Raw genomic sequence first — 19,535 nt, 5'->3', positions numbered from 1 at the left:
GGGGGCGGGGGCGGCGCTTCCTACTGCAGCAGCATCTTGATCGCCCCAGGCACCATCGTACCGGGCTTCACGGCGAATCCCCCCACCACCGCCGCGCCCGCGGGGCTCTCCCCGGCGGGGCTCACTGCGGTGATCCTCCAGGCGTAGAGCCCCGGCCTGGAGAGGGTCCTGGTCATGGTCGTGCTCGTGACCGGGCTCCCCGGCAGCTTGGTGAAAGCCCCCCCGTTGAAGGACTCGTACACGTTGAAGCCAGTCACCCCCGCGAGCGCGGGGTCCCAGCGCAGGGTCCAGGTCTTGCGTTTGGCGTCGTCCGGGAGGACGGTGAGGCCCAGGGGCGCGGGTGTGGTGAAGTCCTGCACCGTCAGCACCGGGGAGGCCGACGGGGACCCCGGCACCATATCCGGGCCCAGCGGCGTCACCGTGCAGGAGTAGCCCGCAAGCACGCTCGTCGGCGCGTCGCGGAACGGCGGGGCGCGGAAGTAGGCAGGGGCCGCTCCTGAGCGATCCAGGCGATAGGCCTGCGCCCCCGGCAAGGGGGTGAAATCCACCAGCACGCCCAGGCCCTCGGGGGTCACGCCCAGGTTCGTGATGGCGGGCGGCGCCGGGCCGGATGCCGTCCCCAGCGATCCGCGCACCGGTGTGGACCGAGGGCTCTCCATGCCCGAGGCCACGGCGGTCACGGCGAACCACTCCTGCGCGGCCAGGCCCGGCTCGCTGGCGGCCAGCAGGTTGTGCACGGCGTTGCGCACCGGCGTGGTGGTGATCCTCTGGGTCACGGCGTCCGGGCTCGAGCCCTTGTAGATGTGGTATCCCTCCAGATCGCGCTCCGAACTGGGAATCCAGGAGAGCATCATCCCGGTCAGGCCGGGATAGGCCATGAGGCCCAGCGGGGCCTTGACGCCCCCCGAGGCCCAAAACGTGGACGCCTTGAACTGCGGCCCGCTCTTGTTGTCCCAGATGGACGCCTCGACCGTATTGAACCCGTAGGTGAGCCTGGCGAAGTCCGGCACCTGGTACGTGGCCTGGGCCCAGCTCAGGGAGGTGAAGGAGGGCACCAGCACGCCGTTGAGGCGGCAGGTCAGGGTCTGGGGGTCGTAGGCGGACTGATAGCCGTTGTACGTGATGCTGATCACCGGCGTGAGCGAACCCACGTAACCGTTATCAGGAGGCGTGATGACCAGCTGGTCGTAGGGCGTGGGCGTGTAGTCGAGGGGCAGCACCGGGCCGAAGGACGAGTTGTAGGTCACCTGGGAGCGCGGCGGCAGCAGCCTGCTGACGTTGGCCGCGTCGGTGACGCGCAGCGTGCCGGTGACGTTGGTGGCCGTCATGCCCCCGTTGCTCAGGATGCTCGCCACGGCCGCGTTGGACCGGGAGAGGCTGCTGGCCGGCGTGAACCCGCGCCCGCCCGCCGTCTGGACCGTGGAGGCCGCACCCGCGGCCTGGGGCGCCCCGGGCTGCGGCGGGCTTTGGTAACCCAGCGCATCCGCGCCCTTCTCCAGGGCGTAGCCGATGGTCTTGCTGGCACCCTTGCGCACCAGCCAGCTGGAACCCGGGGCCACTACGTTGACGCCCGCCTGGATGAGCTTGTCCCAGATGAACTCGCGGGCGTATTCCCTATGGTTTATGGAGAGGTCCTGCGCGAAGTTGGTGAACTTGATGGTCCAGCACACCGATTTCGCCAGGAGCTCGTCCTCGCCCACGATGACGATGGTCTCGCCGGTCTTGTCCGGGTCGTAGCCGTCGGTCAGGGCCGCCTCGCGCACCTGGCCGTCCGCGAACGCCACCCGCACGTAAGGAAGCTCCACGCCCCAGGGAGTGGCCACCGGCTGGAGCCTGAGCCAGTCGCCCTTGTCCACCCTCGTGTTGGAGGTGGCCCTGCTCCAGGTGCCGGAGAGCATGTCCTTGCGCTCCACGCCCTGATCCGAAACCTCCAGGATGTAGCCGAAGGCCAGCTCGATGGGCGCGCCCATCATGGGTTCGTCACCTGTTGTGAAGCCCAGGGTGCCGGTGCGCTTGGGGCCCACGAACTCCGAGAGCGGGCAGGTGATCATGAAATCGGCCTTGCCCCAGTTGTAACCGGTGTCGGTTGAGGTCGTGGGAGAACTGGGGGTGATCTCGAAGGGCTCCGTCGCCTGCACATCGAAGGTGACGCCTGTTACGGGCTGGCGGCCCATGCTGAATCCGCCCTGTCCGTTGGGCGCGTAGATCAGGTCGTAGACCCCCAGGAACCCGGGGCCGGACCAGCCTCCGCTGGCCCAGGTATGCCGGAACTGGGCGATGTCGAACTCAACTACCCCGCTGAAGTAATCGCCGGACATGCCGTCCGGAAGTGTTATCTCCGCGTAGATCGTCAGGGGCCAGTAGTTGGCGTAGCCCGAATCCACTTGGTCGGCGGAATAGAAGCTCTCGCTGGTGAACTTGGCGCTGACGGCGTTAGTGCCCACTTTGCTGAAATTCAGGCCGATGCGTTGCGAGTTGACAGTCAGGTTCGCTGTGCCTGACTGCGAGCCCTTGTATACGGCTTTGACCGTAAGCCCCACCGTTCCCTGTGACTGGAACAGGACCTTGGGCACGGTGGTGCTTCCATAGGTGTACGAGCCGATGCCCACCGCGGCGGTCTTGGAGTTGCCGCCCATGTCCGAGAGGGTGATTTCCAGGTCCCAGTTGGGGTCCAGGGTCAGGGTCTGTGTGGCGGCGGCCGCCGGGGCGGCGCAGGACAGGACAGCCAGGAGCCAAATAGCGGCGAAGATCGGGCGGCGCGTCATAACGTTCTCCGTCGTCAGTCGGTTGCCGCAGGCGAAGCGGCCTTGCGGCGGGAAGGCAGGTGGCGGTGAATGCCCGGAGAGCCGGGTACGGCGGAAGACGGCACGCACAGGACGGAAGGCTGCGCCTGTATTTTGCGGCCCGGGACGGCCGCGGAGGGGCAGGCGGAAGGCATTATTTATTTGACCCCGCTATACAACACCGCCCAAAAGCCTGCAACATGGCCGTTTTCGGAAAGCCGAAACCAGGTTCAGGCACCTGTATCCCGGCAAACACTATCAAATTCCAGTCGTGATGGATGGTTACGGCACCTCGGCTGCAGTTCTGATCCGATGTCGCACACCCACGCCCGGCACCCGGCGGCGGGCCTCACGCGCCGCTTGTGCAGCGGGCCGAAAAAAGCGTAGGATGGAAGGGAGTGCGCCAGATAGCCCCAACCGGCAAGGAGGAATCGGGATATGGCAACGCCTGAACAACTGGTCCAGGGCATCCGGGAGAACATGAAACAGCTGGCCCAAGCCTGCGAGGGCCTGGACGAGGCCACGGCCTCCAGGGCTCCGGTCGGGCGCTGGAGCCCCAAGCAGATACTCTCACACCTGAGCGGGCCCGAGGGCATGGGAATGCTCCCCCTGCTCAGGGCCTTCCTGGAGGCGGACACCCCGCGGATCGACCTGGAGACCGAGAACCCATTTTTCACCGACAAGCGGGAATCCATGCCCTTCACGGAACTGCTGGAGGGCGTCCGGCGCGAGTACGAGGCCGTGGCGGCCTTCACCTCGACCCTGACGCCGGACCAGCTGGCACGCACGGCGCACATCCCCGCCTTCAAGGACACGCCCCTGGGCGAGCGCCCCTCGCTGGAGCAGATGATCTTCGGCCTGACGGACTTCCACGTCCGCTTCCACACCGACCATCTGCGCGAGGTGGTCGCGGCGCTGCGGGCTCCTGGCGGAGCCTGAAACCGTACAAGCACGGGAGACCAACTCATGCGGATCGAACCCTATCTGTTCTTCGAGGGCCGCTGCGACGAAGCGCTGGCCTTCTACGCCGAGGCCGTCGGCGCCCAGGTGACCATGCTCATGCGCTACAGCGACAGCCCCGAACCGCCCGCCCCCGGCATGATCCCGGCAGGTTCGGAAGACAAGGTGATGCACGCCAACGTGCGCGTGGGCGACACCACCTTCATGGCCTCCGACGGCAACTGCCGGGGCGAACCCGACTTCCGGGGCTTCTCGCTCTCGCTGACCGCCGCCGACGAGGCCGAGGCCAAGCGGGCCTTCATCGCCCTGGCCGAAGGCGGCCAGGTGCTGATGCCCCTGGGCAAGACCTTCTTCTCGCCCTGCTTCGGCATGCTCACCGACCGCTTCGGCGTGGGCTGGATGGTCATCGTGCCTGCGTAGAAACCCCTTCACACCAAGCAAAGGCCCCGGGCCGCCGCGAGGCGTCCCGGGGCCTTGATTCCTGTACCGTTCGGCGGCCGCGCCACGTTGCAAGCAACGGCGTATGCCGCCCTGTATGCATCCATCCGCCCTGGGCCGCGGCTGCAGTTCTTTCGGGAAACGCCGCGCGACTACGCTGCCTGACGGTGATGGCGTCGAATCAACCTACCGGCCTGTTCACTCCCAGCAGCACCCCCGCCATGTCGCCCTGCTCCTTATACGAGGCAAAGACCAGGTATGGCGCGAGGAACAGCATCCCGCCGAAAAAGCCTGCCACTCCCAGCACGATGCCCCAGCGGGAGAAACCATGCCGCCAGGCAGTCCATATACCGGATAGTATGAGGAAACATGTGAAATCCAAGTTGAACTGCCCAGACCAGGTCAAGGCGGCCAACTCGCCGAAAAACACAGGAAACAGATTCCATCCGTGAGTCGACACAACCACACCAGTATACATCAATATGCATGCGGTGAAAATTGCAAGTAACATCCTGAAGTTGTGCATTGACTATCCTTCCTGTTTACGCTTGTGCATGTGTCTGGAAGGAAGTACACGCGTACGGTATATCAAGCAATTACCTCAGAGGTAATGATCATGAACAATCTTCATGCCACCGCAACCAACGATAAGACTGCTGGCAGTATGATCCGTTTCTGGCGCGCGATACGAAAAGTGAGCCAGTTGGACCTGGCTTTGGATGCCGGGGTTTCGGCAAGGCATTTGAGTTTCATTGAAACTGGAAAATCCAATCCGAGCCGAGCCATTATTCTCAAGATAGCGGGCGTCCTCAAGATGCCGCACAGACACTTGAATTCACTGTTGGCCGCTTCAGGCCATGCTTCAGAATACGGGGATAAGCCTGTCGAGGAAAAGAATATGGCCATGGTCCTCCATGCTTTGCGTCGCATGTTGGACAAGCACGATCCGTACCCTGCTTTCGTTGTCAACGCCACATACGACATCCTGATGACGAACCACGGGTACAACCGTTTGGTATCACTTCTTGTTGGCGACCATACAATGAGAAAGTACAAAAACATTTACAGACTCACGTTCTCTAGTGACGGCTTGTGCCGTCACATCAAAAACTGGAACGTGGTGCGAGACTTCATGCTTGATCGGTTGCATGGCGAGGCGCTGTCCACCCACAACACGGCGTTGTTCTCGCTTTATGAGGAACTTGCAGAAGGGCAGAAAGAGATGAAGGACTGTTTGAGGGCAGTTGACAGTGAGCTGCCCATTTTGAGCATAATATTTGAGCAGAACGACTTGAGAGCATCTTTCTTCACAATGCTGACAACCCTTGGAACCCCGCTCGACGCGACTACGCAGGAGCTGCGCATCGAGTCCCTTTTTCCTGCCGACGAGCCGACAAAGGAATTATTCTCTGGGTACGGCGCATCATGACCGCGGCTACAGGCACAGCACAGCCTCCCGCTGGGCTGGCAAGCCCGGCGACTTGAAATCCTACGCGAACCGCTGCCGCCTCTCAGCAACCCCTTGTCCTGGCTGTTCGGCAGCAGCATCCGCGCCTCATGGCCGCCTTGCGCCGGCAAAACCCGGAGGCGTCGGGCTCTCGCCCTCCTTGGCCTCGGCACTCAATCCACGTAATTGATCCTGGCGGGGCCGCGTTTGGCCGGGCGGTGGTACTCCACGGCGGGCTTGCCGAAGAGCATGGCGTAGCCCAGCATGTGGTCCTCCGGCACGCCCAGGTGCGTCACCAGATGCGGGCACACGGAGAGGGCCATCATGAACAGGCCGTCCCAGAGGGTGCCCAGGCCGTGTGCGCTTGCCAGCAGCTCGAACTGGGCCAGGGCGATGTGCACGTCCTGCACGGGGCAGGGCGCGGCCTTGGGCGCGCTGGTGAGCAGCAGGTGCGGCGCGCCCCGCAGGACCACGTCCATCCCCATGTCCCTCCAGGCGCGCACCACGAAATTCAGGTACTTCCCCGCCAGCCCTCCGGGCAGCTCCCCGGCCTTGTCCAGCTTGTCCAGGCAGGCCATCATCTCCTTGCCCAATTCAGCCATGCGGGCCTTGTCGCGGACCACGGTGAAGAGCACATCCTGCGCGTTGACCCCGGTGGGGGCGTGGCAGGCGGTCTGCAGCAGGCTGTCGATCAGCTCGGGGGGCAGGTTCTCGTCCTTGTAGCGCCGCACGGACCTGCGCCAGCGGATCAGGTCGGCCACCTGCTCCGGGGCGGGCAGGTTCCTTGTCTCGTCGGCCTCCCGGGGATCGCAGCCAAGGATCGAGACGGCCGCTGTGGGGCAGACCATGTAGCAGTGCAGGCAGCGGTAGCAGCCTTCCTCGTTGGTGATGGCGGGCAGGTCGTCCAGGGCGATGACGCCTGCGGGGCAGTCCGCCGCGCACTCCCCGCAGCGTATGCACAAATCCCCGTCCACATGGAATCGCAGCATCGCTCCCCTCCTCGTTTTCTGGGGGTTCCGGTTTTCCGGCCGGGCCGGGCTTCCTCCACCTCTAACCCCGGAGCGCCTTCGCCCACAAGGCCCGGCAGGGCGCCGCGCCCGCTACAGCTTGCAGCTCATCTGCTCATAGGCGGTGATGTAGTCGCAGTAGAGCTTGGGCGTCCTGTCCAGGCGGTAGACCACGCCGATCATCAGCACCGTGCTGCCCAGCAGGAACAGCGGCCCGAAAATCCAGAAGATCAGCGGCACCAGGTAGTAGAAGGCCAGCATCCCGTTGTGGAAGTGCCGGGCCGCTCGGTTGAGCTGCATGGCCACGAAGGTCAGCGAAGTGCTGTAGTTGCCGTCCGTGCAGGGCACGTTGATCATGAAGCCCACGTGATTGTAGAGCCGGATGGAGGAGGAGAAGCTGAAGAAGGCGATGAACAGGTTGACCAGCAGCACCAGGAGCTTGAGCGCCAGGGTGTTCTTCTGGGTGGAGCCCAGGATGTTGAGCGAATGCCAGGTCTGGCCCAGGTTCTCCGCCTGCCCGGTGAGGCTCAGCACGCCCACCGAGAGCAGTATGGCCGTGGAGGCCAGGAAGGTCCCGGCCATGGTGGAGTTGCGCAGGGTCTGCACGGCCAGGATGTCGTTCTTCTCCTCCATGATCTGCACCACCCAGGCCCTGCGGGCCAGGTTGGTGGCCCCCTGGATGGTGTAGATCGGGTTCGACTTGAGCTTCCACCAGATAAAGACGTTGTAGCCCGTGAACATCAGGATGGAGAGGAACAGGCACCCCAGGTCCAGGGCATGGGGGGAAAGGCCTTCGGTCATCTCGTGAACCCCTTTCGGTTTGTTGGGCGCCGCCCGGGCCGGGCCTCAGAAAATGCGGGCGCAAAGACCCAGCGCGTCCGCCTGCTCCACGATATCCTCCCGGCTGGAGGAGGCCACGACGAGTATTTCGGGGGCCTCCTCCCGCAGTGCGGAGGGCTCCCGCACAGCGAGCCCGTCCACCACGCTCCCGGCCTTGGCGGGGTCGGCGTCGGCCAGCACGAAGCGGACTTCGCCGCCCAGCGACCGCACCAGGGGCGAGACGTACTTCGCATAGTACCCTGAAACGCCCCACACCGCCACGGTCCGCGCGCCCCTGAAGAAGGCCCGGGCCGCCCGCAGGGCGGTCTCTTCGCAGCCCAGGTCCACGGCCATGGCGTGCAGGTGGCGCACGTAGGCCGCGTTGTAGTCCCGCCAGGTGGCGCCCAGCTCCCCCAGCCCGTCCACGAAGTCGCGGCGCAGGCTCCCGAGCACGTAGCCGGGCTTGCTCTCCCGCAGCTGCCGCGTGGAGGCCGCGAACACGTGCAGCCTGTCCAGCAGGGTGATCTGGCGCAGGCACTCCGGGGAGAAGTAGGACTGGAGGAACCGCTTGGCCACGTACCTGGGCGTGAGCGGCCAGGTGACGGAGGCCGCGTCCTTGCCGGTGAAGCTCTCCTGCGCGCGCAGCTCGTCGATGACGATCTCGTAGGCCGGGAAGTAGTACAGGGGCAGCCCCGGGTTGGCCTTGAGCAGCATGTCCACCGCCACGCGCAGGGTGGCCTTGGAGACGCAGTTCTCAACGTAGGGCGAATCCGTGAACCGGGCCATGCAGGAGTCGTCGCGGGTGTCGAAGTCGAACTGGGGGTGGAACATGTAGCGCTGCGGCGAGATGGTGAAGAACATCGCCGGGCAGGAGCCGCCCCTGAGCCCCCTGACGCGCTCCACCAGGGCCTGCAGGTGCCCGAGCTCCTCGTCCACGCTGTGGCGGGTCACCTCGTAGAGCCCGGCGGGCATTCCGGCCACCCTGTTCACGCACCGGCCCGTGGCCTTGAGCCGCACCACGTTGGCGATGCCCAGGGTCACGATCATGTGGGTGCACTTGCGGATGTTGGCCAGCAGCTGGTCGTCCAGCCAGGCCAGGCGCGCCTCCAGCGCGGCCCTGCCCCCGTGGAAGCGGTCCAGAAAATGGTAGCCTGTCGGGCGCAGGCCCCCGAGCTCGTCCTCGTAGGCGTACAGTTCATCGTCCGCCAGGCCCCGGCGCCCCTCCGCCAGCCTGTCCAGCACCTGGAGCATGCTCTCCGCGCTGAAGTGCTTGCAGGTCTCGGTGCGGAAGTAGCTGTTGACCCCATAGAGGCGGAACACGTCCTCCACGTGGGCCGCGAAGCAGGAGCCCAGATTGCAGAACACCGCCGAGGGCGAATCCACGACGCCCCTGCCCGGGATGTCGATGGTGAAGGCCTTGCTGACCTGGGGATCCCCCAACGGGCCGAAAGCCCTGTATATCTCGAATCCGTCAGACATGGGCGCTCCCGTCCGTCTGGCGTGTTGACTGCGCCTCAAGACGTGTTAAACTTAACTTGGTCTCATAAAAAATCCATACATCACAGGAGGTAGCATATGTTCAAGGATTTCCTGCCCAGCCTGCGCAGACAGTCCCTGGCCACCAAGCGTCCCACCAGCATTGCCGACCTCATGGAGGATTTCTGGCGTGAGCCCTTCGGCAACTTTCCGGCCATGCCCTTCTCCAAGGAGGCCCGCTACCCGGCCGTGGACATCAGCGAGACCGACGCCGAGATCCAGGTCAAGGCGGAGCTGCCCGGCCTCGAACCCAAGGATGTCAACGTCACCTTGCAGAACGACGTGCTGACCATCCAGGGCGAAAAGAAGTTCGAAGAGGAGGAGAAGAAGGAGAACTACCACCGCATCGAACGCAGCTACGGCAGCTTCTTCCGCTCCATCCCCCTGCCTTCGGCCGTCAAGGACGACGGGGTCACGGCCAAGTTCGACAAGGGCGTGCTCACCGTGACGCTGCCCAAGAGGGAGCCGTCAAAGTCCACCTCCGTGCCCATCCAGTCCTGAACCACGCCGCTCAGCCGCGTTGACCGCCAGGGCCGCCCCGACCGGGGCGGCCCATTGTTTTGCTGTGGAAGGGCCGGGCTCAGGCGGCCTGTCCCGGCTCCCCATCCCGGTAGTACTCCACCCTGTCGCGCCCAAGCTTCTTGGCCTTGACCAGGGCCTTCTCGCCGCAGCCCATGAAAGCCTCGGCCATGGCGCCCGGCTCGGGCACCTCTGAGCACACGCCCACGCTCACGGTGAACCCCGGCACCCCGGGCTCCTGCTTGGCGCGCTCGGCCAGGGCCGCGCGCACGCGTTCGGCGGCCCGCGCCGCGTCCTCCTCGGTGGCGTCGGGCAGCACCGCCCCGAAGCCTCCGCCGCCGGTGCGCCCCAGGATGTCGTAGGGCCTGAGCGTCCTGCGCAGGGTCTGCGCCAGGGAGGAGAGCACCGCGTCGCCCTTGCGGTAGCCAAGGGAATCGTTGATGGCGGTGAAGCGGTCCACGTCGAACAGGAGGATGGCCAGCCTGCTCTTGCGCCTGGTGGCCAGGTTCAGGGCGCGCTGGGTCTCCTCCAGGAAGAAATTGCGGGTGAAGGCGCCGGTGAGGGCGTCGAAGGTGACGTTGCGCTCGGCCTGGGCGTCGGAGCGGTCCTGGAAGAGCAGCGTGACCCCCACCGTGCCCGCGAGGAACAGCAGGAGGCGCAGGCCGCGCCAGACTGTCGGGGCCGGGACGCCCAGCAGGGCCCCGGTCTCCCACGGGGTGGTCAGGTTCAGCCAGGCGCGCAGGGCGAAGGCCGCGATGATGACCAGGTAAACGAACCCCAGGCCCACGTCGTACTGGGTGGTCCCGCTGCTGAAATACAGGGCCAGGAGCCCAGGCAGCAGCACCAGCGCGGTGAAGCCGGAGGCGTAGGCCGAAGCCAGGGGCTGGGTCTCGGGCAGCAGGAATGCGCAGAAGGCCGCCGTCGCGCCCAGTCCGAACAGGCCGGTGGCCGCCGGGAACCTGATCCCCTTGACGGCCATGATGGCCAGGCTCTCGAAGGCCAGGCCGCCCAGGCAAAGGGTGTTCGCCGCCACCTCTCCGGGGGCCCCCACGGACACACCGGCTCCGGCCAGCATCAGGAACCCGGCCCCCTGCAGGGCCTTGGCCAGCATGAAGCTCATGGCGGCCTGGTCCGTGTATTTGCCCCTGCGCGACAGCCAGACCAGCAGCCCCGCGACAAGGTTGCCCAGGCCCAGAAGGGTCAGCGCCGTCTTGAGGTCCAACACGAAATTGGCGTGATCCAATCGTCCCTCCCGGGATCGTCTGTTTGCGCCCCGGCTATTGCGACGGCAGGGGCCATATAAGCGAGCCTTAGCACCGCCCCGGGCCCGGAACAAGAGCGGCACGGCGGATTGCGCAAAAAACGAAGGTCACGAAAACAGTTCTATCGGTGCCCTGGTTGGCCCTCCCGCGCGGCGGGGGTAAGGGGGCGTCATCCGGTCTTGCCCGAGAGGCGCATCATGGCTTTGATCCTCATCCTGTCCGTGTGCTTTCTGCTGCTCTACATCGTGGAGGTCCACCTCGGCGGCGCGCTGCCCCATCCCTGCGCCCCGGCGGGGCCCATGAGCAATGACGCCTTCTTCGGCCAGGCCCTTCCCCTTGCCGTAGCGGGCATCGGCCTGCCCATGAGCTTCCAGCACCCCTGGGCCGTCCTGCTCGTGATCGGCGCCGCCGCGCTCTACCTGGCCCGCAAGAATCGCCGCGCCCGGCCCTAGCCAGCCCCCGTCTCTCCCGCCCCGCCCCAAGGCCCGAGAGCTCAGGCCTCCTGCCTGTTCCCGGTCTGGCTGAGAGCCACCCCGGCCACCACGATCCCCGAAGCCAGGTATTCGGCCAGGGAGAGCCTCTCCCCCAGGAACAGCCAGGCCATGACCAGGGTGATCACCGGTATCAGGTTGATGTAGGCCGAGGCCCTGCTCACGGGGATGCGGCTGACCCCGTAGTTGTAGCAGCCGTAGGCCCCCAGGGTCACGGCCAGGCCCAGGTAGACGGTGGCCAGGATGGGCGCCGCGCCCACGTCCGGCCCGGGGCGGCCCGATGGCAGCAGGAGCGCGGGCGCGAAGAAGACCATGCCCACCACGGCCTGCATGGAGGTCAGGAACCAGGGATTGTAGCGGTCCAGCAGGCGCTTGAGCACGATGAAGTAGCCCGAGGCGCAGCAGATGGCCAAAAACTCCAGGAAGTTGCCCAGAACGGGGTGCGGGGCGTGCTCGCTGGGGCTGCCGCTGACGGTCAGGGCCACGACCCCGCCGATGGCCACGGCGAAACCGGCCAGGCCCCGCCCGTGCAGGCGCTCCTTGAGGATGAGCCGCGCCGCCACCGCCGCGATGAGCGGCAGCGTGGCCATGACCATGCCCGCCTGCGAGGCCGAGGTGTTCAGCAGGGCCGTGGCCTCGAACACGAAGTAGAGGCAGGGCTCAAACCCCGCCATGAGCAGGATCAGCTTCCAGTCGCCCTTGTGGTAGCGCACGTTGCGGAAGCGCGTGTAGAAGCAGGCAAGGAAGGCCGTGGCCACGGCCATGCGCGCGAACATGACGAAGAACGGCGGCAGCCCCGCGAAGGCGATCTTCAGCGCGATGAAGGAGCTGCCCCACAGGATCATGGCCAGCGTCAGCGAAGCGGCGGGCAGCCAGCGCCCCAAGGCGGTGCGGTCCATTCGGTCCCTCCCTTGCCGGGGCGCCCGAGCGCGCCGGAAGGGACTGCCTAAGCCAAGCGCCCCCTGGCGTAAAGACCGCCGTGATTCCAGGCGCAGGCAGAGCCAAAAAAGGGATGCGCCGTTGATCTTTGGAGCCTCTTTTGCCACAGTGCCGCTGATCTTCCAGGAACCACACACATGCAGCGTCCAGATACCAACAGCCCGGCGCCTTCCTGCCGGGTGAGCGCCTCCGCCGGAGTTTTGCTGGCCACCCTTTCCGGGCCGTGGCTCATCACATCCCCGGCTCCAGCGCCCGACACCTCCCCGGCGGCGCTGCTGCGAGCCCTGGAGGCCGTTCCCCGCCCCGCGCGGCTCACCTTCGAATCCTCCGGCGTCACCGGGTGGGACAGCTCGCTTATGAGCGCCCTGCGCGCCGTGCTCGCCAAGGCGGCCGCCGCGGGCGTCCAGGCGGACCTCTCCGGCCTGCCCGAGGGCGTGGCCGCCCTGCTGGACCTGGCGGCCAAGGTGCCCGAGCGCAAGGGCGCGGCGCGCCACGCCGTGAGCGAGCCCTTCCTGGAGCGCATGGGCGGCCTGGCCCTCTCGGTGCGCGACGGCTTCGAGGGCCTGACCGAATTCCTGGGCGACGTCACCCTGGCCTGCCTGAACCTGGTCCGGGGCAGGGCCGTGTTCCAGCGCTCGGAGCTGCTCTCGCTCATCAAGCAGAGCGGGCTGGACGCGCTGCCCATCGTCTCGCTCATCAGCCTGCTCGTGGGGCTGATCCTGGCCTTCGTGGGCGCCATCCAGCTGCGCCAGTTCGGGGCGCAGATCTACGTCTCCACCATCGTGGGCATCGCCATGGTCCGGGTCATGGGCGCCATCATGACCGGCATCATCATGGCGGGCCGCACCGGCGCGGCCTTCGCCGCCGAACTCGGCACCATGCAGGTCAACGAGGAGATCGACGCCCTGCGCACCTTCGGCTTCTCCCCCACGGAGTTCCTGGTGCTGCCGCGCATGCTGGCCCTGGTGCTCATGATGCCGCTGCTGTGCGTCTACGCCGACCTCATGGGCGTGCTGGGCGGGTTCATCGTGGGCGTGGTCATGCTGGACATCAACCCTTTGCAATACCTCACCACCACCTGGCAGTCCGTGCCGCTGGCCAACTTCTGGATCGGGCTCACGCACAGCACCGTGTTCGGCGTGCTCATCGCCCTGGCCGGGTGCTACCGGGGCATGCGCTGCGGGCGCAGCGCCCTGGGCGTGGGCCAGGCCACCACCTCGGCGGTGGTCACGAGCATCATGAGCATCATCATCGCCACGGCCGTGCTGACCGTGCTCTGCGAAATACTGGGATTCTAGGCCATGCAAGCAGACTCCAGCACCGCCGAACCGCGCATCCAGGTCAGCAACCTGACCGTCGCCTACGGCGACTTCGTCATCATGCGCGACCTCAACTTCACCGTGAAGCAGGGCGACATCTTCATCATCATGGGCGGCAGCGGCTGCGGCAAGAGCACGCTGCTGCGCGTGCTGGTGGGGCTCAAGGAGCCCGCCCTAGGCTCCGTGACCTACCGCCAGGGCAGCCTGTGGGACGTGGACGACGAGAAACGCTCCGCCATCCTGCGGCGCACCGGCGTGCTCTTCCAGAGCGGGGCCTTGTTCAGCTCCATGACCCTGGCCGAGAACATCTCCCTGCCGCTGCAGCAGTACACCTCGCTGCCCGCCAAGGACATCCGCGAGCTGGCCTCGCTCAAGCTGGCCCTGGTGGGGCTCTCCGGCTTCGAGGACTTCTACCCCTCCGAGATCAGCGGCGGCATGTGCAAGCGCGCGGGCCTGGCCCGGGCCATGGCCCTGGACCCGGACATCCTTTTCTTCGACGAGCCCTCCGCCGGGCTGGACCCGGTGAGCGCCCATCTGCTCGATGAGCTGATCCTGGAGCTGCGCGACAGCCTCAAGGCCACCTTCGTGGTGGTCACCCACGAGTTGGCCAGCATCTTCGACATCGGCAGCAACTCGGTCTACCTGGACGTGGAGACCCGCACCATGACGGCCAGCGGCAACCCCACCACCCTGCTGGAAACCACCACCGACCCCCTGCTGAGGCGCTTCCTCACCAGGGGCAAGGAATAGACGCCCGGCCCACGGCCAGAAGGAAGCGTCCGCGTGAGCACCAAAGTCAACAAGAGCATGATCGGCCTGTTCGTGCTGGGAGCCCTGGTCCTGGCGGTGCTGGCCGTGGCCGCCTTCGGCTCGGGCATGTTTCTGACCAAGAAACACAAGTTCGTCCTCTATTTCGACAACTCCGTGAGCGGGCTCTCCATCGGCTCCCCGGTGGTCTTCCGGGGCGTGCCCGTGGGCACGGTCACGGGCATCGGCGTGCAGGCCGACGCGGGCACCCTGCGCTTCACCATCCCGGTGCACATCGAGCTCGAAAGCGGCAAGATCAGCTTCCGGAGCGCGCCGAAGAACGCCACCCTGCTCTCAGTCACAGGCGAGAACATCAGCCAGCTTCTGCAGCGGCTCATCGAGATCGGGCTGCGCGCCCAGCTGGTCACCCAGAGCTTCGTCACCGGGCAGCTGGCCGTCTCCCTGGACTTCATGCCCGAGTCCCCGGCGAACCTCAAAGGCAAGGAGGGCGAGCCGGAGATACCCACCGTGCCCTCGGCCTTCGAGCAGTTCTCCAACACGCTGCGCTCCCTGCCGCTCACCGAGCTTGTGGACAAGCTGATGGCCGCCGTGGCGGGCGTCGAGCGGCTGGTGAACTCGCCCCAGACCGGGATGATCCCCGCCAGCATCAACACCGCCCTGGACCAGGCCACCAAGATGATGAACGATCTCCAGGCCCGCATCGACCCCCTGGCCAAGAGCATGGAGGATGCGGTCAAGAACTACGCGACCCTGGCCCAGAACCTGGACCGCCGCTCCGACAACCTCTCGAACGCCGCGGACAAGACCATCGAGAACTTCAACGCCACCCTCAAGGAGGCCCGCGCCGCCACCGTGAGCATCCAGCGGGTGGTCAACCAGGATTCGCCCACCGTCACGGACCTGAACAAGGCGCTGACCGAAATCGCGGCCGCGGCCAAATCCATCCGCGCCCTGGCCGACACCCTCGAACGCCATCCCGAAGCGCTCTTGCAAGGCAAGGGCGGCCCCAGGAGATAACCGGATATGAACGCACAGCACCGCATCGCACAGCTCCTGCCGCTCTGCCTGGCCGCCTTTCTGCTCGCCGGCTGCGGCAAGAGCGCGCCCACGCACTTTTATTCCCTGAGCACCGGGCAGACCGCCCCGGAGCGGGAAGCCGCGCCCGCAAGAGCGCCGTGCTTCTCGCTGGGCGTCGGCCCCGTGGACTTCCCCGCCTACCTGGACCGCTCCCAGGTGGTGGTGCGCCAGGGCGGCAACCAGATGCACGTGGCCGACTTCGAGCAGTGGGTGGAGCCCCTGCAGGAGAACTTCAAGCGCGTGCTGCTGGAGAACCTGGAAGGCTCGCTCTGCGCCAGCCCCCTGGTGCTGCACCCCTGGCCCGTGGGCGTGCGCCCGGACTACCAGGTGGCCCTGCAGGTGCTGCGCTTCGACGGCGCGCCCGGGCAGTCGGCCCAGCTGCGGGCCAGCTGGTCCATCCTGGATTCCCGCGGCGAGCTGCTGGTCTGGAAGTCCTCCACCCTGCAGGAATCCGTCGCCGGGCCGGGCTACGACGCCCTGGCCGCCGCGCAGAGCAGGCTCGTCAACCGGCTCTCGCAGGAGATCGCCCAGGCCTTCGCCGGGCTCAAGAAGAAGTAGCCCGGGGCGCTGAGCGCCCGCGCCCGCCGGGTCTTGAAGATGCCTCCGGCGGGCAAAGGGTCTTCGACCCTCTGCACTCCCATCCCGCTTCGCGTTTGGAGCGGGCCCATTTTCCAAACGCAAAAAGGCCGGGGAGCTGTTCGCTCCCCGGCCTTTTTGATGCCGTTGGAAACCGGGACCGCTAGACGGTGCCCAGCACGCCCTGCTCCTCGGAGGAGAGCAGCTTGTCCAGGTCGATGAGGATGAGCAGCCGGTCCTCCAGCTTGCCCACGCCGCTGATGTACTCCGACTCGATGCCGGACATGATGGACGGCGGCGGCTCCACCGTGCTGGCGGGTATGCGCAGCACCTCGGAGACCGAGTCCACCACGAAGCCCACGATCATCTGATTGATCTCGATGACGATGATGCGGGTCTGGCTGTCGTGCCCGCGCGAAGCCATTCCGAAGCGTTTGCGCAGGTCGATGATCGGGATCACCTTGCCGCGCAGATTGATCACTCCCTCGACGAATTCGGGCGCCCGGGGCACCTTGGTGATCTCCATGATGCGGATGATCTCCTGCACCTTGAGGATGTCCACCCCGAATTCTTCCTGGGAAATGTTGAAGGTGACCAGCTGCAGGAGCGTCCCGTCGTTCCTTTGGTGTTCTTCAGCCATCGATTCCCCCTTCTAGTAAGTACGTCCGGCCAATGCCTTCGGCTTTCCGGCCGGCAGGGCCCCGCCCGCGCCGCCGCTTTCAGATTTCATGTCCTCGATGAGGCCGCGCAGCACTCCGGCCTGGTTGGCCAGCTCCGACACAGCCATGGCGGACTGCCGCATGGCGTCCGAAGTTTCGGAGGAGATGCGGCTCACATCCTCGATGGAGCGGTTGATCTCCTCGCTGGCGGCGGACTGCTGCTCGGATGCCGTGGCGATGGAGCGGACCTGGTCCGTCGCGGCCTCCACAAGCTTCACGATCTCGGCCAGGGCCTCGCCGGACTCGCCGGCCAGGGAGGTGGCCTCGTTGATGGTTTTCACGGCCGTTTCCACGTTGCCGATGTTCTTCTGCGTACCCTGCTGGATGCCGTGGATGGCCTCGCCCACTTCCTTGGTGGCGGTCATGGTCTTTTCGGCCAGCTTGCGCACCTCGTCGGCGACCACCGCGAACCCGCGCCCGGCATCGCCCGCGCGGGCGGCCTCGATGGCCGCGTTCAGGGCCAGCAGGTTGGTCTGGTCGGCGATGTCGGAGATCACGTTCATGACCTGGCCGATGCCTTCCGCCTGCTTGCCCAGCAGGGACATGTCTTCCTTCATGCCCAGGGCCTGGGTCTGCACCTGGCCGATGCCGTCCACCACCCGGCTGACCACCTTGGAGCCGGACTCGGCGCGGTCCTTGGCCTTTTCGGTGGTTTCGGCGGCCCTGGAGGCGTTGCGGGCCACCTCCATCACGGTGGCGTTCATCTCCTCCATGGCCGTGGCGGTCTCTCCGATTCGCTGGGCCTGATCCTGCGCGCCGTGGCTGGACTGCTCCACCTGGGCCGAAAGCTCCTCGGACGCGCTGGAAACGATCTCCACCACGCCCTCCAGCTTGACCGCCGCCTGGAGCATCCCCTCGACCTTGGCCCGCTCGGCCTGGGCCTTGGCCTCCTGGGCTTCGGCCGTGGCCACGCGGGCTGCTTCGGCCTCGCGCGCGGCCTGGGCGCTCTTCTCTTCGGCTTCTCCGATCTTTTGCTTAAGGGTGGCCACCATGCCGCGCAGAACTTCGTACACGCCGCCCTGCACCTTCGATTCCTTGAAGCGCAGCTCCAGGTCTCCCGCCGCGATCTTGGAGGCCACCTCGTAGAGGTAGCCGGGGTCCTCCCCGAGTTGGCGCGTCACACTTCGGATGATCACAAAGGCCAGCAGGAGCGTGGCACCCGCGGCCGCAGCCAGCAGCGCCACGGCCACCATGAGGCCACGGTCGTAATTGGCTTGGCCCGCGGCGGCCTCTTTCTCGGCACCCTTGTCGTTCAGGTCGATCAACTTCTGCATCTGATCGATGGCCGGACGATACACTTTCGCGGCGTCCTCCACCAGAACCTTCCGGGCCTCCTCGGTCTGCCCCTGCTTGACCAAATCCTGCTGTTTCTTGTTCAGCGCGAGGTAATCTGCCCATAATTTCTTGAAATCATCGTGGATTTTCTTCTCGTCCGGGGAGGAGATCAGCTTCTCGTAGGCGGCGTTGTTCGTCTCGAAAGACTTCAGGATGTCCCCGATGCGTTTCCGGGCCGTCTGCCGCTCGGCGTCCGTGGCGGAGACGAACTCCACGTATTCGAATCGGCGCACGTCCTGCACGTCGCGCAGCATGGCCCCCACCACCTTCACGCTGGGCAGCCAGTTCACCGAAATTTCGCGCACGTTGGCGTTGATGGCGCGCATGGCGACGATTCCCGAGACGCTGGTGACGGCCACAAGGGCCAACATCGCCGAGAACGACAAGACGAGCTTGGTGGACAGCTTCATGACCCCCCCCGGTTTCACAAGTCGAATGTGGATGCGTACTTCCCTCAGCCCCCTCCCAAAAAACGTGATGACCGTAAATTTCGGCCTGGAAAACGCGTTTACGACAAATTGAGGACACGTAAATCCGGTATCCCATCGACAACCCGCTTGCAACACGAAACAAATTTCCGCTGTCTCGCCCCAAGCCCGCCCTGGTTTTTCCCCTGGCGGGCCAGGGCGGCGGCATGTAATCGGTGCTTCGGGGGAAACCATGCATTACGAAGGCAACGTCATCCGACCGCCCAGCGAGGCGGACAGCATCCTGCTCCAGGCCACCGTGGGCTGCACCCACAACAAGTGCGCCTTCTGCGGGGCCTACCCGGACGAACGCTTCCGCATCAAGGACGAAGCCCAGGTCTTCGAGGATATCGACTTCGCCGCCAGGCACATGACCCGCCAGCGCCGCCTGTTCCTGCTGAGCGGCGACGCCCTGACCATGCCCCAGGCCCGGCTGGAGCGCATCCTGGAGCGGGTGCGCCAGCGCCTGCCCTGGGTGGCGCGGGTGTCCAGCTACGCCAACGCCCGGGGCCTCAAGCTCAAGACGCCGGGCGATCTGGAAAGGTTGCGCGAGCTTGGGCTGGCCGCCGTGTACATGGGCTTGGAGTCGGGCGACGACGAAGTGCTGGCGCGCATGAACAAGAAGGCCACCCTGGATGAGATGCTGCTCCAGGCCCGGAAGGTGCGCGAAGCGGGGCTGAAGCTCTGCGTCACCGTGCTGGCCGGCCTGGGCGGCGTCGAGGGCTGGCGCCGCCACGCGCAGCTCACGGGCCGCGCCCTGACCCTCATGGAGCCGGACCAGGCCGCCTCGTTGAGCGTGATCCCCGTGCCGGGCACCCCCCTTTGGGAAGACGTGCGGGCCGGGCGCTTCGCCCTGCCGGACGGGCCGGGCATGGTCCGCGAGCTGCGCGAGCTGCTGGCGCACACCGACATGCGGCGCGGCCTCTTCCTGGCGGACCACGCCTCCAACCATGTGCCGCTCAAGCTGCGCATGCCCCGCGACAGGCAGCACGGGCTGGACCTGCTGGACGCCGCCCTGGACGGGTCGCTCCCCCTGAAGCCGGAGCGCGCCCGCCGCCTCTGATACGATCGAA

At 66.1% G+C, this 19,535-nt stretch carries 19 protein-coding genes; 10 read left to right on the top strand and 9 right to left on the bottom strand.

The features are described 5' to 3' along the window. Positions 1 to 20 precede the first annotated feature (20 nt). The gene (locus tag MLE18_RS09650) at positions 21 to 2,765 is read right to left on the bottom strand and encodes a fibronectin type III domain-containing protein (RefSeq protein ID WP_243438589.1); all 2,745 of its coding nucleotides are present in this window, start codon (positions 2,763 to 2,765) and stop codon (positions 21 to 23) included. Between the two features lie 456 nt (positions 2,766 to 3,221). Between MLE18_RS09650 and MLE18_RS09645 the strand changes: the two genes are divergently transcribed. Together MLE18_RS09645 and MLE18_RS09640 are read left to right on the top strand one after the other, a co-directional pair. Continuing rightward, entirely contained in the window at positions 3,222 to 3,722 is a 501-nt protein-coding gene (locus MLE18_RS09645) for a DinB family protein (protein WP_243438588.1), read from the top strand. 27 nt (positions 3,723 to 3,749) lie between these two features. Further along, positions 3,750 to 4,163 carry a VOC family protein gene (locus tag MLE18_RS09640; RefSeq protein ID WP_243438587.1) on the top strand — a complete coding sequence of 138 codons (414 nt, stop codon included), beginning with the start codon at positions 3,750 to 3,752 and terminating at the stop codon, positions 4,161 to 4,163. A gap of 199 nt (positions 4,164 to 4,362) precedes the next feature. Here MLE18_RS09640 and MLE18_RS09635 read toward each other — a convergent pair whose 3' ends face one another. Beyond that, entirely contained in the window at positions 4,363 to 4,707 is a 345-nt protein-coding gene (locus MLE18_RS09635) for a hypothetical protein (protein ID WP_243438586.1), read from the bottom strand. Positions 4,708 to 4,797: 90 nt separating this feature from the next. Here MLE18_RS09635 and MLE18_RS09630 point away from each other — a divergent pair, with 90 nt between their 5' ends. Next, entirely contained in the window at positions 4,798 to 5,610 is an 813-nt protein-coding gene (locus tag MLE18_RS09630) for a helix-turn-helix domain-containing protein (RefSeq protein WP_243438585.1), read from the top strand. A gap of 191 nt (positions 5,611 to 5,801) precedes the next feature. Here MLE18_RS09630 and MLE18_RS09625 read toward each other — a convergent pair whose 3' ends face one another. The 3 genes from MLE18_RS09625 to MLE18_RS09615 all read right to left on the bottom strand — a co-directional run bounded on the left by MLE18_RS09625 (position 5,802) and on the right by MLE18_RS09615 (position 8,933). Beyond that, complete coding sequence (locus MLE18_RS09625; RefSeq protein ID WP_243438584.1) at positions 5,802 to 6,617, bottom strand: nitroreductase family protein; 816 nt, start codon at positions 6,615 to 6,617, stop codon at positions 5,802 to 5,804. Positions 6,618 to 6,728: 111 nt separating this feature from the next. After that, a complete protein-coding gene (locus MLE18_RS09620) occupies positions 6,729 to 7,436 on the bottom strand; it encodes a DUF599 domain-containing protein (protein WP_243438583.1) in 708 nt (235 codons plus the stop codon). Positions 7,437 to 7,481: 45 nt separating this feature from the next. After that, positions 7,482 to 8,933, bottom strand: a complete 1,452-nt coding sequence (locus tag MLE18_RS09615; protein WP_243438582.1) for a GSCFA domain-containing protein — start codon at positions 8,931 to 8,933, stop codon at positions 7,482 to 7,484. Positions 8,934 to 9,029: 96 nt separating this feature from the next. Here MLE18_RS09615 and MLE18_RS09610 point away from each other — a divergent pair, with 96 nt between their 5' ends. After that, complete coding sequence (locus MLE18_RS09610; RefSeq protein WP_243438581.1) at positions 9,030 to 9,491, top strand: Hsp20/alpha crystallin family protein; 462 nt, start codon at positions 9,030 to 9,032, stop codon at positions 9,489 to 9,491. 79 nt (positions 9,492 to 9,570) lie between these two features. Here the strand turns inward: MLE18_RS09610 and MLE18_RS09605 are convergent, their stop codons facing one another. Further along, positions 9,571 to 10,752, bottom strand: a complete 1,182-nt coding sequence (locus MLE18_RS09605) for a GGDEF domain-containing protein (RefSeq protein WP_243438580.1) — start codon at positions 10,750 to 10,752, stop codon at positions 9,571 to 9,573. A 216-nt stretch (positions 10,753 to 10,968) separates the two neighbouring features. Between MLE18_RS09605 and MLE18_RS09600 the strand changes: the two genes are divergently transcribed. After that, positions 10,969 to 11,223 (top strand): hypothetical protein, encoded by a 255-nt coding sequence (locus MLE18_RS09600; protein ID WP_243438579.1) that lies wholly within the window; start codon positions 10,969 to 10,971, stop codon positions 11,221 to 11,223. Positions 11,224 to 11,264: 41 nt separating this feature from the next. On the opposite strand, the gene MLE18_RS09595 is transcribed toward MLE18_RS09600, so the two are convergent. Next, positions 11,265 to 12,161: a DMT family transporter gene (locus tag MLE18_RS09595; protein ID WP_243438578.1), complete on the bottom strand. Its 897-nt coding sequence runs from the start codon at positions 12,159 to 12,161 to the stop codon at positions 11,265 to 11,267. A 177-nt stretch (positions 12,162 to 12,338) separates the two neighbouring features. Here MLE18_RS09595 and MLE18_RS09590 point away from each other — a divergent pair, with 177 nt between their 5' ends. The 4 genes from MLE18_RS09590 to MLE18_RS09575 are packed head-to-tail and all read left to right on the top strand — an operon-like array spanning position 12,339 to position 15,923. Next, positions 12,339 to 13,499: an MlaE family ABC transporter permease gene (locus tag MLE18_RS09590; RefSeq protein WP_243438577.1), complete on the top strand. Its 1,161-nt coding sequence runs from the start codon at positions 12,339 to 12,341 to the stop codon at positions 13,497 to 13,499. Between the two features lie 3 nt (positions 13,500 to 13,502). After that, entirely contained in the window at positions 13,503 to 14,270 is a 768-nt protein-coding gene (locus MLE18_RS09585; protein ID WP_243438576.1) for an ABC transporter ATP-binding protein, read from the top strand. A 33-nt stretch (positions 14,271 to 14,303) separates the two neighbouring features. Next, positions 14,304 to 15,305 carry an MlaD family protein gene (locus MLE18_RS09580; protein ID WP_243438575.1) on the top strand — a complete coding sequence of 334 codons (1,002 nt, stop codon included), beginning with the start codon at positions 14,304 to 14,306 and terminating at the stop codon, positions 15,303 to 15,305. A 6-nt stretch (positions 15,306 to 15,311) separates the two neighbouring features. Further along, on the top strand, positions 15,312 to 15,923 hold the full coding sequence (locus MLE18_RS09575) for a PqiC family protein (RefSeq protein WP_243438574.1): 612 nt from the start codon (positions 15,312 to 15,314) through the stop codon (positions 15,921 to 15,923). Positions 15,924 to 16,104: 181 nt separating this feature from the next. On the opposite strand, the gene MLE18_RS09570 is transcribed toward MLE18_RS09575, so the two are convergent. Then, a complete protein-coding gene (locus tag MLE18_RS09570) occupies positions 16,105 to 16,581 on the bottom strand; it encodes a chemotaxis protein CheW (protein ID WP_243438573.1) in 477 nt (158 codons plus the stop codon). A gap of 12 nt (positions 16,582 to 16,593) precedes the next feature. After that, on the bottom strand, positions 16,594 to 18,405 hold the full coding sequence (locus MLE18_RS09565; protein ID WP_243438572.1) for a methyl-accepting chemotaxis protein: 1,812 nt from the start codon (positions 18,403 to 18,405) through the stop codon (positions 16,594 to 16,596). 250 nt (positions 18,406 to 18,655) lie between these two features. Here MLE18_RS09565 and MLE18_RS09560 point away from each other — a divergent pair, with 250 nt between their 5' ends. Further along, entirely contained in the window at positions 18,656 to 19,525 is an 870-nt protein-coding gene (locus MLE18_RS09560) for a radical SAM protein (protein ID WP_243438571.1), read from the top strand. Positions 19,526 to 19,535 lie beyond the last annotated feature (10 nt).

This window comes from Fundidesulfovibrio soli, assembly GCF_022808695.1.
GTDB lineage: Bacteria > Desulfobacterota > Desulfovibrionia > Desulfovibrionales > Desulfovibrionaceae > Fundidesulfovibrio > Fundidesulfovibrio soli.
This window is presented reverse-complemented; position numbering and strand designations above follow the sequence as displayed.